At 66.8% G+C, this 11,885-nt stretch carries 15 protein-coding genes and 1 tRNA gene; 5 read left to right on the forward strand and 11 right to left on the reverse strand.

Features of this window, described 5'->3' with window-relative positions; genetic code table 11:
- Positions 1–124 precede the first annotated feature (124 nt).
- The 3 genes from ACW179_RS19895 to ACW179_RS19905 are packed head-to-tail and all read right to left on the reverse strand — an operon-like array spanning position 125 to position 2,217.
- The gene (locus ACW179_RS19895) at positions 125–571 is read right to left on the reverse strand and encodes an NUDIX domain-containing protein (RefSeq protein ID WP_492061359.1); all 447 of its coding nucleotides are present in this window, start codon (positions 569–571) and stop codon (positions 125–127) included.
- A 4-nt stretch (positions 572–575) separates the two neighbouring features.
- Positions 576–1,607 (reverse strand): phospholipase C/P1 nuclease family protein, encoded by a 1,032-nt coding sequence (locus ACW179_RS19900; RefSeq protein ID WP_492061361.1) that lies wholly within the window; start codon positions 1,605–1,607, stop codon positions 576–578.
- A 22-nt stretch (positions 1,608–1,629) separates the two neighbouring features.
- Positions 1,630–2,217, reverse strand: a complete 588-nt coding sequence (locus ACW179_RS19905; RefSeq protein WP_492061363.1) for a glutathione S-transferase family protein — start codon at positions 2,215–2,217, stop codon at positions 1,630–1,632.
- Positions 2,218–2,304: 87 nt separating this feature from the next.
- Between ACW179_RS19905 and ACW179_RS19910 the strand changes: the two genes are divergently transcribed.
- The gene (locus ACW179_RS19910) at positions 2,305–2,802 is read left to right on the forward strand and encodes a 3D domain-containing protein (protein WP_492061365.1); all 498 of its coding nucleotides are present in this window, start codon (positions 2,305–2,307) and stop codon (positions 2,800–2,802) included.
- A gap of 117 nt (positions 2,803–2,919) precedes the next feature.
- A complete protein-coding gene (locus ACW179_RS19915) occupies positions 2,920–3,558 on the forward strand; it encodes a CatB-related O-acetyltransferase (protein WP_492061367.1) in 639 nt (212 codons plus the stop codon).
- Here ACW179_RS19915 and ACW179_RS19920 read toward each other — a convergent pair.
- Genes ACW179_RS19920 through cobA form a run of 5 tightly spaced genes read right to left on the reverse strand, consistent with a single transcriptional unit; the run spans position 3,555 to position 7,681 of the window.
- Positions 3,555–4,310 carry a phosphoadenylyl-sulfate reductase gene (locus tag ACW179_RS19920; protein ID WP_492061369.1) on the reverse strand — a complete coding sequence of 252 codons (756 nt, stop codon included), beginning with the start codon at positions 4,308–4,310 and terminating at the stop codon, positions 3,555–3,557. The genes ACW179_RS19915 and ACW179_RS19920 overlap by 4 nt on opposite strands.
- A complete protein-coding gene (locus ACW179_RS19925; protein WP_492061371.1) occupies positions 4,310–4,816 on the reverse strand; it encodes a DUF934 domain-containing protein in 507 nt (168 codons plus the stop codon). Before ACW179_RS19925 ends, ACW179_RS19920 begins: the two co-directional genes overlap by 1 nt.
- The gene (locus ACW179_RS19930; protein WP_492061373.1) at positions 4,800–6,458 is read right to left on the reverse strand and encodes a nitrite/sulfite reductase; all 1,659 of its coding nucleotides are present in this window, start codon (positions 6,456–6,458) and stop codon (positions 4,800–4,802) included. The genes ACW179_RS19925 and ACW179_RS19930 overlap by 17 nt, the downstream gene beginning before the upstream one ends.
- 3 nt (positions 6,459–6,461) lie before the next feature.
- Positions 6,462–6,824, reverse strand: a complete 363-nt coding sequence (locus ACW179_RS19935; RefSeq protein WP_492061375.1) for a DUF2849 domain-containing protein — start codon at positions 6,822–6,824, stop codon at positions 6,462–6,464.
- Positions 6,821–7,681: a uroporphyrinogen-III C-methyltransferase gene (cobA, locus tag ACW179_RS19940; RefSeq protein WP_492061377.1), complete on the reverse strand. Its 861-nt coding sequence runs from the start codon at positions 7,679–7,681 to the stop codon at positions 6,821–6,823. The genes ACW179_RS19935 and cobA overlap by 4 nt, the downstream gene beginning before the upstream one ends.
- A gap of 188 nt (positions 7,682–7,869) precedes the next feature.
- Here cobA and gcvA point away from each other — a divergent pair, with 188 nt between their 5' ends.
- Together gcvA and ACW179_RS19950 are read left to right on the forward strand one after the other, a co-directional pair.
- On the forward strand, positions 7,870–8,826 hold the full coding sequence (gene gcvA, locus ACW179_RS19945; protein WP_492061378.1) for a transcriptional regulator GcvA: 957 nt from the start codon (positions 7,870–7,872) through the stop codon (positions 8,824–8,826).
- 7 nt (positions 8,827–8,833) lie between these two features.
- Positions 8,834–9,166: a chorismate mutase gene (locus ACW179_RS19950; protein ID WP_492061380.1), complete on the forward strand. Its 333-nt coding sequence runs from the start codon at positions 8,834–8,836 to the stop codon at positions 9,164–9,166.
- Positions 9,167–9,311: 145 nt separating this feature from the next.
- Here ACW179_RS19950 and ACW179_RS19955 read toward each other — a convergent pair whose 3' ends face one another.
- From ACW179_RS19955 to ACW179_RS19965, 3 genes are all read right to left on the reverse strand, one after another.
- Positions 9,312–10,142: a TIGR00266 family protein gene (locus ACW179_RS19955; RefSeq protein ID WP_492061382.1), complete on the reverse strand. Its 831-nt coding sequence runs from the start codon at positions 10,140–10,142 to the stop codon at positions 9,312–9,314.
- 100 nt (positions 10,143–10,242) lie between these two features.
- A protein-coding gene (locus ACW179_RS19960; RefSeq protein ID WP_492059466.1) for an IS5 family transposase occupies positions 10,243–11,006 on the reverse strand; the annotation gives its coding sequence in 2 pieces (ribosomal slippage) (positions 10,243–10,668 and positions 10,671–11,006; 762 coding nt in all).
- A gap of 171 nt (positions 11,007–11,177) precedes the next feature.
- Positions 11,178–11,516 (reverse strand): Hpt domain-containing protein, encoded by a 339-nt coding sequence (locus ACW179_RS19965; protein ID WP_492061384.1) that lies wholly within the window; start codon positions 11,514–11,516, stop codon positions 11,178–11,180.
- Between the two features lie 81 nt (positions 11,517–11,597).
- Between ACW179_RS19965 and ACW179_RS19970 the strand changes: the two genes are divergently transcribed.
- Positions 11,598–11,673, forward strand: a tRNA-Lys gene (locus tag ACW179_RS19970).
- Positions 11,674–11,885: the final 212 nt, after the last annotated feature.

The following is an 11,885-nucleotide window of genomic DNA, read 5'->3' on the forward strand; positions in this document are numbered from 1 at the left end:
GACCTGCCGCTCCAGCCCCCTCCGGATGCTACGCATCCTCCTCCCCCAACGGGAGAAGATGACGGCATCCGCCCCCTATGGGGGCGGACGACCGCGCAGCGGTCAGGTGGGGGCGAGTAAGGCGCTACCCCTGCCGCATCCAGGCTGCGACCGCCCAGGCGTGGGCATCGTGGCGCAGGGCGACGACGGCGTCGCGCGGGTCCAGCCAGACCAGGGTGTGGTCGTCCTCGACTTTCAGGGCGGGCTGGGTGCCCACCGCGCGGGCCACATGCACGCCGCCGACGTTTCGCACCGGCGCGCCGTTCGACTTGAGGAACAGTTGCGAGACCTCGACGATCAGGCGCTCGACCTCGACCACAAGACCGGTCTCTTCGCCAAACTCGCGGACCACGGCCTGGGGTTCGGTCTCGCCGGGATCGACCGCCCCGCCCGGCAGGTCAAAATAGGGCGGCTGGCCGGGCTTTTCCACCTGCACCAGGGCGATCTGGCCCGCCGCGTTCTCGACCACGCCGAAGGCGGCGGGCCGCTCCAGATAGTCGAGCCCCGCAACAGCCTTGCCGAAGGCGAGCACCCGGTCAGTCCTTGCCGTACAGGTCATTCCAGGGATCGGCCTTGCCGCTTTCGACGTCGGCCACGGTGATCTCGGGGCGATAGCCGATCTTGCCGTCGGCGCTGGCCTTCCAGGCATCCGTCACCAGATCGCGCAGGGCCGCCGCGCCGACCGCCAGTTGCTTTTGCACAAAGGCCCGGCCGCGCGGGTCGGTCTCGACCAGGGCGCCGGCCTTTTCCAGGGCATAGAGCGGCTCGGTCAGCTTCCAGGTTTGCGTCAGATAGCCCACCACGCGGGTCTCTACCGAGCAGGCGCAGTCGGTATAGGCCGGCATCAGGGCGGCCACCTGGACCGGGTCGCCCACCGCCTTGGCCAGCGGTCCCTCGAAGCTGCCATGGATGGCGCGCGACTGGGTGTAGCCGTTGGGATTGGGATAGTCGCCCCAGCCGTTATAGTGGACCGACAGGTGCAGGGGCTGGCTGGCGTCGCCGACATAGTGGGCCCAGACGCCAAGGTCGCGCAGCAGCAGCTCTTCGCGACGCTTCAGGTCGGCTGTGTAATAGGCCAGCCGGGTCGGGTCCTTCTCGATCTTCAGGGCCGCCGTCAACACGCGCCAGTAGGTGAAGTCCTTCACCAGCTGCTGGTAGCCGTCGATCAAGGCGTAGTTCAGATAGCCGGCCTTCCAGCTGTCGACCCCGACGGCGCGCAGGGCGGTCTCATAGTCGGCGCGCGTGGCCGGGATGGTCGCCACGGTGAACATCGGCCCGCCATACATCCGGCCTTCATCGTCGATGTCCAGGAAGTGGGCCGAGTCGCGGTCGTGGTCGTGGACCTTGCCCGAGCCCTTCCAGCGGTCGGGCTCGCGGGCATATTCGCCGATCGCGGCGATGGCGCTTTCGGTGCGCAGGAAGGCCGGAACGTCGGCGGGCAGGCTGCGCGCGCCCAGCACGCCGACCAGCCGGTGGCCCGAAGCGCCCCAGGCCAGGGCCGACTGGGCCGGCGCGGCCAGGGCGGCGGCGAGGGCGAGGACTTTCAGGCTGGACGACAGACGCGACATGCGAAACTCCGCACTTTTCAACTCAGGACAGGCCAAGGTCGGCGTCCACCCGCCCGATCCAGGCCTGGACGGCCGGATACAGCGCTAGATCGAAACCGCCCTCATCGGCGACCCGGGTGTAAGCCACCAGCGCAATATCCGCCAGAGTGAGGCTTTGCCCCACCAGATAGGGCGTGGTGGAAAGCTGGGTTTCGAGCCGGGCCAGGGCTGCGGCGCCCCGCTCGACCAGCTTGGCATCCAGGGCCTCGCGCGGCTTGCCCAGATAGGCCATCTGGAAGCGGGCCACGGCCACATAGGGCTCGTGGCTGTACTGCTCCCAGAACAGCCATTCCAGCACCTTGGCGCGGTCATAGGCGTCGGCCGGGATCAGGTCTGAGCCCTGCGCCAGATGCAGCAGGATGGCGTTGGACTGGGCCAGCGGCCGGCCGTCGTCCAGAACCACCATGGGCACCTGGCCGGCGGGGTTCAGGGCGAGGAACTCCGGGGTCCGCGACTGTGACTTCAGGATGTCGATCTCGACCCAGTCGAAAGCCAGGCCCAGGCGTTGCGCCGCCCATTTGACCTTCAGGCAGTTGCCCGATTTCGTATCGCCAAAGATGCGTAAAGCCACAGCTATACCTCCAGTGGGTTGTCACAGACCCGTGATCGGCCTATCCAGATCCTGCCCGACAGATACGCCGATAAGAGGATTCCCTCGATGCGTCGCACGCTCGCCGGACTATTGGCCATCTTGGCCATGTCCACCGCCCTCCCCGCCTTCGCTTCCGACTCCGAATCCGCCGCGCAGCCAGACCCTCTCGGCGACCTGATCGCAGGGGCCCTGACGGGGACTCTACCCGGCAGCCTGGAATGGAAGATGCGGGCCACCCTGTACCACGCCGGTGCCAAGGGCATTCGCGGCCTGGACTCCCTGGGCTGCAAGGTGGCGGCCATGCGCACCGTCGCCGTCGACCCCAAGGTGATCCCGCGCCGCACGGTGCTGTTCATCAAGGAAACCGTCGGCCTGCCCATGCCCGACGGCTCCACCCACGACGGCTACTGGTACGCCTCGGACATCGGCGGCGCGATCAAGGGCCTGAAGCTGGACCTGTTCAGCGGCCATGGCGCGTCTTCGATGGCGCCGTTGCGGGCCCTCAACCTCTCGACCCTGTCGGTGACCAAGGTCGGCGAGTTCAAGGGCTGCCCGCCGCAATAGGGCCCGGACCTGCGGTTCACATCGCCTGTTGGATACCGGCTGGCTCCGCAGCGGGTGACGGGGGCGCGCGTCCAAACCTCGGACTATCCGTAAATCGCGCCTGCAAGAGCATTTCCTATGACGAACGGCCCCGACCCTTCCGCCCGTTTCCCGATACCCGCCGCGCCGACCATGGTCTTTCTCAAGCCTGTGGTCAGCAATCCGCAGATCGAGATTGGCGAGTTCACCTATTACCACGATGACCACGACCCTGAGGGGTTCGAGAAGAACGTTCTCTACGCCTTCCCCTTCATCGGCGACCGCCTGGTGATCGGAAAGTTCTGCGCGATCGCGTCGGGCGCGACCTTCATGCTGAACGGCGGCAATCATCACACGGAAACCCTGTCGAGCTTTCCGTTCGGCATCTTCGGCCAGGGATGGGAAACCGCCCTGCCGGACCATTGGCCCAACAAGGGCGACCTTGTCGTGGGTCACGACGTCTGGATCGGCCAGGGTGCCGTCCTGACGCCGGGGGTCAAGATCGGGTCCGGCGCGGTGATCGCGGCGCGGTCCGTCGTGACCAGCGACGTGCCGCCCTATGCGATCGTGGGCGGCAATCCGGCCCGCGTGATCCGCATGCGGCGCTCGGAAGCGGAAATCGAACGCCTGCTGGCCCTGGCCTGGTGGGACTGGCCGATCGCGAAGATCACCCGCCTGGCACCGCTGATCGCTGCCGGCGACCTTGCTGCTCTAGAGAACGCCTCCGCAGAGGGTTAGATATCACCGCCCACATTCGGCGCGACACCCGGAGCCCGGGCGACGTGGATGCCGCACTCGGTCTTGTCCTGGCCCGCCCAGCGACCGGCGCGGACGTCTTCGCCCTCTTCGGCGGGCTTGGTGCAGGGCCAGCAGCCGACTGACGGGAAGCCCTGGGCCACCAGCGGATGAGCCGGCAGGTCATATTCGGCGACATAGGCGTCGAGTTCGGCCTTGGACCAGTTGGCCAGCGGGTTGAACTTGATCTTGCCGTCAGCTTCTTCGACCACGGCAAGGCTCAGGCGATCGGCGCCGTGAAAGCGCTTGCGGCCGGTGATCCAGCCCTCGAAGCCGCCAAGGGCGCGGTCCAGCGGCAGCACCTTGCGGATATGGCAGCAGCCGTCGACGTTGGTGCGCCAGAGGTCGGACTTGGGATCCTTGACGGCCAGGTCGGCGAAGGCCGGGCGCAGGTCGCGCACATCGGTCAGGCCCAGCCGGGCGGCCAACTGCTTGCGGTAGTCCAGGGTCTGGCCAAACAGCATGCCGGTGTCGAGGAACAGCACGCTGATGTCAGGCGACACCCGCGCGGCCAGGTGCAGCAGCACGGCCGATTCCGCCCCGAATGACGAGACCAGGGCCAGCTTGTTACCGAAGGTCTCAAAGGCCGTGCGCAGGATGGTCAGGGGATGGGCGTCGCGCAGGTCGGCGTCCAGCCGTGCAGCCAGGCCCGCGCTACCCGACAGGACCGTCGCATCGGTCTGGTCGTACGCCATCACCCTAGTCTTTCCTCATAGGCCACGGCGCGATCGTCGGCGGCGCGCTGATAGACATGGCGGAAGCGGCCGGCGGCCTTGGTCAGGATCTCGGGCGTCGTCGCATCGGCCGGTTCGAACCCGTCAAAGCCGCAGCGGAGCATGAAGCCCAGCTGCTCCTGCAACACATCGCCCACCGCCCTCACCTCGCCGGTAAAGCCCAGTCGCTCGCGCAGCAGGCGGGCCGACGTGTAGGCGCGACCGTCGCGGAACTTGGGGAAGGCCACCGCCACCACGGCCAGGCGCGGCAGGTCATAGGCCAGGGCCTCGACCTCCTCGTTGGACTCGATGCGCACCCCGACCTTGCGGCTGTTAGACGACAGCAAGGCGTCGCCCTCGGCCTGGAAGCGGGTCAGGGACAGGATCACGTCGCCCGTTTCCGGGATCGCGTCCTCGTCGGTGACATTGACGAAGCTGTCGTCGGCGAAGGCGGCGACGCCGCCCGTCAGCTTAATCAGCCTGGGCATAGACAGCCTCCTTGAAGGGTTCGAGACCGACGCGGCGATAGGTGTCGAGGAAGCGCTCCTCGCCCGTGCGGATGCCCAGATAGGCTTCGACCAGGGTGTCGATGGCGCCGGCAACCTTGTCGGCGGGCAGCGCCGGGCCGAGGATCTTGCCGATCGAGGCGTCTTCCGCGCCCGATCCGCCCAGCGACAGCTGGTAGAATTCCTCGCCCTTCTTATCCACACCCAGGATGCCGATGTGGGCCACGTGGTGGTGTCCGCAGGCATTGATGCAGCCGCTGATCTTGATCTTCAGCTCGCCCACCTTTTCGGCGTGGTCCTCGTCGGCGAACTTGGCGGCGATGTCCTGGGCCACCCCGATGGCGCGGGCATTGGCCAGGGCGCAGTAGTCCAGGCCCGGGCAGGCGATGATGTCGCTGGCCAGGTCGATATTGGCCGTCGCCAGACCCGCCGAGGCCAGGGCCGCGTGGACGGCCGGAACGTCGTCCAGCTTGACGTGCGGCAGGACCATGTTCTGGGCGTGGGTCACCCGCACGTCGTTGAGGCCATACTGCTCGGCGAGATCCGCGATCAGCTCCATCTGGTCAGCGGTGGCGTCGCCCGGTGTCTGGCCCTGGGCTTTCAGCGAGATCTCGACGATGGCGTAGCCGCTCTTCTTGTGCGGCTTGATGTTGTTGCGGGCAAAGCGTTGCAGGGCCGGGCTGGTGGCGCGAGCGGCCTCGAAGACTTCCGACACGGCCGGCAGGACCTCGAACGACGTCTGGGCGAAGGCACCGCGGATGCGGGCCAGTTCGAGGTCGGGCAGGTCGGCGCGGGCCGCGTCGATCTTGGCCCATTCTTCCTCGACCTGACGGCCGAACTCTTCGGCACCCAGGGCCGCGACCAGGATCTTGATGCGCGCCTTGTAGATGTTGTCGCGGCGGCCGTGGCGGTTATAGACCCGCAGCACCGCTTCCAGATAGCTGAGCAGGCGGCCGACCGGCAGGTGCTCCTTGATGGTCGGGCCGACATAGGGCGTGCGCCCCTGACCGCCGCCGACGATCACCTCAAAGCCCAGCGAGCCATCCCGGGCCCGGCGCAGCATCAGGCCGATATCATGCACCTTGGCGGCCGTGCGGTCCTTGAGCGCGCCGGTGATGGCGATCTTGAACTTGCGCGGCAGATAGCTGAACTCGGGATGCAGGGTCGACCACTGACGGATCACCTCGGCCCAGACGCGCGGATCGTCGATCTCCTCGGCCGTGGCACCGGCATAGGGGTCCGACGTGGTGTTGCGGATGCAGTTGCCGCTGGTCTGGATGGCGTGCAGGTCCACCTGGGCCAGGGCGTCGAGAATATCGGGCGCGTCCTTCAGCTTCACCCAGTTGAACTGGATGTTCTGACGCGTGGTCATGTGGCCGTAGCCCTTGTCGTAGGTCCGGGCGATCCAGGCCAGGCGACGCAGCTGGGCGGCGTTGAGCGAGCCATAGGGAATGGCCACCCGCAGCATATAGGCGTGCAGTTGCAGATAGAGGCCGTTCATCAGCCGCAGGGGCTTGAACTGGTCTTCGGTCAGCTCACCGGCCAGCCGGCGCTGCACCTGACCCCGGAACTCGTTGGAGCGGTCGGTCAGGAACTCGCGGTCGATGATGTCGTACTGGTACATCGCTTACTTCCTGCGGATCAGGTCGACACGGCCGGTCGAGCGGGCCGCGCCGGCCGCGTGGCGCAGGGCCTCGATGGCTTCGCCGCCGTCGGCCTGCTTGCCGTGGTCAAGTTCGTTGGTGGGGCCCAGCGCCCGGATGCGCTCGCGGTAGCTGACCGGCGCCCAGCGCCCCTCCGAGGGCGTCAGGTCGATCGGATAGACATCGACCACGACGGTAGGCTGGCCCTTGCCGGTGGCGACGGCGGCCTCGACGGCGGCGTCGTCGTTGTCGAACAGCTGGGCGTCGCCGAAGGCCTCGACCCACTGGCCGGACTTCCAGAACACGACCTCGCCGTCGAGCAGGCGGTTGGCGGTGATGGCTTTCATGAGCGCGAGCTCCGCTCGAACAGGGAAACGGGAAGGACCAGATCGACGGGCGCGGGCGCGACGTCGGCCATGGCCATGGCCTCGCCGACCATCAGCAGCGCGGGGCCCTTCAGGCCCTCGGCGGCGATGGCCAGGCCGGCCAGGGTGGTCAGGATGCGGCGCTCGTCGGCGCGGCTGGCGTTCTCTACGATCAGGGCCGGGGTCGAGACCGCGCGGCCGGCGTCGATCAGCCGACCCGCGATCAGCCCGGCGGTCGAGACGCCCATATAGACAACGACGGTCTGGTTGGCCCGGGCCAGCGAGGCCCAGTCCAGATCCGGCTCGCCCATCACGCCATCCTGGGGCGCGGCATGACCGGTGACGAAGGTGACGGCCTGCGCGCTTCCGCGATGGGTCAGAGGCGCGCCGGCCCCGGCCGAGGCGGCCAGGGCGGCGGTGATCCCGGGAACGACATGGCAGACGACGCCGGCCTCGCGGCAGGCGGCCAGTTCCTCGCCGCCACGCCCGAACAGGAACGGATCGCCGCCCTTCAGGCGCACGACGGTCTGGCCGTCCAGGGCCAGGGCGATCAGCAGCTGGTTGATATCGTCCTGCGGTAGGGTATGGCGCGACTTGCGCTTGGCGACATTGATGCGCTGGGCGCTGGCGGGGGCCAGATCGAGGATCTCGTCGGAGACCAGCCCGTCATGCACGATGACGTCGGCGGCCTGCAGCGCCTTCAGCGCCTTGATCGTCAGCAGGTCCGGATCGCCGGGCCCCGCGCCCACCAGGTGCACCACGCCCGGCGCGCGCACGGCCTCGCCCCCGCCGAGAACGACGAGGCCAGACTTGCGGTTACGGACCGTGGGCCGGGACATTGGGTATCAGAACCTCTATCAACGCAGTCGGGATAAATCCGTAGAATGCAAGACGGGGCCGTTCCAAGGAACGACCCCGCACGCGCTCACCTGTGAAAAGGGCCATTCCACCCGCGAGCCCTTGCAAACTGGTCGCGGGCGGTCCAATTCGCAAACAAGGACTTCTGCCGAGGCGTTCAGTAAAACTCATGGAAAGACAGAACGAGCGCCGTAGGCTTCCTCCGTTGAATGCCCTTCGGGCATTCGAGGCTGCAGCCCGCCATCTGAACTTCAGCCGCGCCGCCGACGAGCTTTCGGTGACCCCCGGCGCGGTCAGCCAGCAGATCCAGAACCTGGAAGACTATGTCGGCGCGGCCCTGTTCAAGCGCACGCCCAAGGGTCTTTTACTGACCGATGCGGCCCAGACCGCCCTGCCCGCCCTGCGCGAGGCCTTTGACCGCCTGGCCGAGGCCGCCAGCTTGCTCACCGCCGCCGTCGATGGCCGCCGCCTGACCCTGACCGCCGCCCCTTCGTTCGCCGCCAAGTGGCTGGTGCCGCGCCTGGGCAAGTTCGAACAGGCCCAGCCGCAGGTCGATGTCTGGCTGTCGGCCGGCATGGAGGTGGTCGATTTCGCGGCCGGCGAGGTCGACCTGGCGATTCGCTATGGCTCGGGTCGCTATCCCGGGCTGGAGGTGATCCGCTTGCTCAGCGAGACCGTGGTGCCGGTCGTCAGTCCCACCCTGCTGGCAGACAACCCTCTGGTCGCTCCCGAGGATCTCTCGCACCACATCCTGCTGCACGACGGCTCGCCCGACGCTGACGACAGCTGCCCCGACTGGGCCATGTGGCTGGCGGCGCGCGGTCTGCGCAGCATCGACGGCTCGCGCGGGCCGCGCTTCAACCAGTCCAGCATGGTCATCGAAGCCGCCGCCAACGGCCGGGGCGTGGCCCTGGCCAAGCGCACCCTGGCCCAGGCCGATCTGGACGCGGGACGGCTGGTGATCCCGTTCGAGATGGCCACGGCCGTCGACTTTGCCTATTACGTCGTCCATCCCAAGGCCAAGGGACGACTGCCGCAGGTGAAGGCCTTCGTCGGCTGGCTGAAGGACGAAGCGGCGGCCCATGAAGCGGCCCTGCTGACCCTGGACAACGGCGCGGGTATCTAGAGATTTCATGGCCAAGACGACGATAGAGATCGACGAGCGACTGGCTCCCGCAGACTGCCAGTCCATGGCCGATGTGCGCCAGGGCGTCGACGCCCTGGATCGGGCCCTGGTGGCCCTGCTGACCCAGCGCCAGGGCTATATGGACGCCGCCGCCCGCATCAAGCCCGACCGCAGCAAGGTCTTCGACCGCGCCCGGATCGAGGACGTGGTGGACAAGGTCAAGGCCGCCGCGCGGGAGTCGGGTCTGTCGGAAGCGATTGCCGAGCCGGTCTGGCGGACGCTGGTGGATCGCTGCATCGCCTATGAATATGCGAGCTGGGACAAAACGAAGGGCTCATAAGAGCCCCCTTCCCCCTTGATGGGGGAAGGGTTGGGGATGGGGGTGACTGCTGAGCAGGCCGCAGAGCGCGGCGCTCTAGATCATCCGCCGCATCACCACCAACCCCGCCCTTCCCCCATCAAGGGGGAAGGGAGAAGAAATGCCCCTACCTGTTCCCGCCGATCAGGTCTCCAAGCCCGCCCAGTAGCGACCCCTCGCCCTGGTTGCCGCCCTGGCCGCTCGCCGCCTGCATCATCCGGCCCGCCAGACGCGAGAACGGCAGGGACTGGATCCAGACCTTTCCGGGGCCACGCAGGCGGGCGAAGAACAGGCCCTCGCCGCCGAACAGCACGCTCTTGACCCCGCCGGCCATCACCAGATCGAAATCAATGCCGGGGGTGTAGGCGGCCAGGCAGCCGGTATCGACGTGCAGCTCCTCACCGGGTGCCAGCTCGCGCTCGACCAGGGTTCCGCCCATCTGCACGAACACCCAGCCGTCGCCCTCCAGCTTCTGCATGATGAAGCCTTCGCCCCCGAACAGGCCGGTCATCATCCGCTTCTGGAAGTGGATGCCGATCGACACGCCGCGCGCGGCCGCCAGGAAGCTGTCCTTCTGGCAGATCAGCTGGCCGCCCAGCTGGCCCAGGTTCAGCGGCAGAATCGAACCGGGCGTCGGCGAGGCGAAGGCCACCCGCGCCTTGCCCTGCCCCGTATGGGTGAAGACGGTGGTGAACAGGCTCTCGCCGGTGATCAGCCGCTTGCCGGCCCCCAGCAGCTTGCCCATGAAGCCGCCGCCGGCCTCGCCCGAGCCGTCGCCAAACACCGTGGTCATCTGGACGCTGGCGTCCTTCCAGACGAAGGACCCGGCCTCGGCCACGGCGCTCTCGCCGGGATCCAGCTCGATCTCCAGGAACTGAAGTTCCTGACCCTTGATGTCAAAGTCGATATCGTCGGCGACGCTGGCGTTGCGCTCGTGATGCCAGGGATTGGACGGCATGGAACAGGGCTCCGGTTGATTTGCCGCCAGCTTATCCGGACGCCCCGCCCCTCGCCAATTACACATCCTTCAGATTGAAGGCCCTAGGGGCTGTGGACACTTATCGCATCCAGAGTATTGCGGCAGCGAGGTGCAGGACGGCGAGGTAGTTTCTCGCCGTCTTCTCGAAGCGGGTGGCGACACGGCGGAACTGCTTGAGGCGACTGAAGCAGCACTCGACGAGGTGGCGCTGGGCGTAGAGGTGCGGGTCGAGCGTATATTTCTGAGCGCGTGAAGGATTGTTGGGGATGACGGCGACGGCGCCCTTGGCGGTGATCGCCTGACGCAGATGATCTGCATCGTAGGCGGTGTCGGCCATGACGACCTTGGCCGGCAAGCCTTCGATCAACGGACCCGCTTGAGGTGCGTCTCCCCGTTGCCCGGCCGTGAGAATGAACCGGACTGGTTGGCCCAGGCCTCGCACGGCCATGTGGACCTTGGTGCTCAGTCCGCCGCGCGAGCGTCCAAGGGCTTGATCTTCAGACCCCCCTTTTTGGCCCCGCTAGCGTGCTGGTGGGCGCGGACGATGGTGGAGTCTATGATCAGGTATTCGAAGTCTGGATCGCCCGACATCGCCTCGAAGATCCGCCGCCAGACGCCCTTCTGGCTCCAGCGACTGAACCGCCGGAAGGCGCTATTCCAATCGCCGAACACCTCGGGCAGATCGCGCCAGGGCGAGCCCGTCCTCACGATCCACAACACGCCCTCGACGAACATCCGGTTGTCGCGGCCGGTCGAGCCCTTCTGGTCAGGACGCCCGATGATCAGGCCAGACATCCGGTCCCAATCAGCGTCACTCAGCACCAAACGATCCATCACACCCAAGACCGCCTCCCAAAAGACAGTCTTGAATCACGCTTCGCACCCTTCGGGAATCCCTAGAGTCTACAGCTCCTAGAGCAACGCGCGCGAAATCAAACTCGCTTGCCTTGCTCTAGTTTCCTGTTTTCGCATCGCTTTTGCGGAAAACCGGGGGCCACTTTTCCGCGCGATGCTCTACCCCTTCAGCGATTTGAGCATCTGCTCGTGGGCATAGGCGGCGATGTCGAGCAGGGCCGCGTCCAGGGCCGTGCGCACGGCGTCCAGGCCCACCTCGCCCAGCTCGGCCTTCTCGCACACATCACCCAGCGCAAAGGCCCCAACGCCCCGCGCTGCGCCCTTGACGGTGTGGACCGCGTCACGCCAGCCTTCATGGGCCGAATCCAGCATGGGCGTCCACATGGAGGCCTGCTCCCGGAACAGGGCCAGCACCTCGTCTATGACGATGAAATCCCCTGCGGCGAACCCTTCCAGGTAAGCAAAATCCACTGCACCGCTAATGTCTCGTCTGGCCACGAAATAGCCCCTTGCGTTCCAAAAATCTTTGCGTATGTTCCGCGCCTCGCCGCTGAGGCACGCAAGTGCTTCGGACCCGGCGGGCGCATAGCTCAGTTGGTAGAGCAGCTGACTCTTAATCAGCGGGTCGTAGGTTCGAATCCTACTGCGCCCACCATTTTCTCCAAGAACTTCCAAAACTTAAAGCCATCCCCTTCGGGGACCCGGAAGCCTGCGCCACCCCCAAAGCGGCAGACGGCGCGGACCTGCGTCACACAACCCTACGTCAAGACAGGCGGCGTGGCGAACGCTCTCAGTCTACGCCCGGGCGATGAAGATTTCCACGCGTCTCAGCGTTGAAGGCGGTGGACCTGCGCGGTCCTTCGCGGT

It is taken from the genome of Caulobacter sp. AVps18, assembly GCF_058681425.1.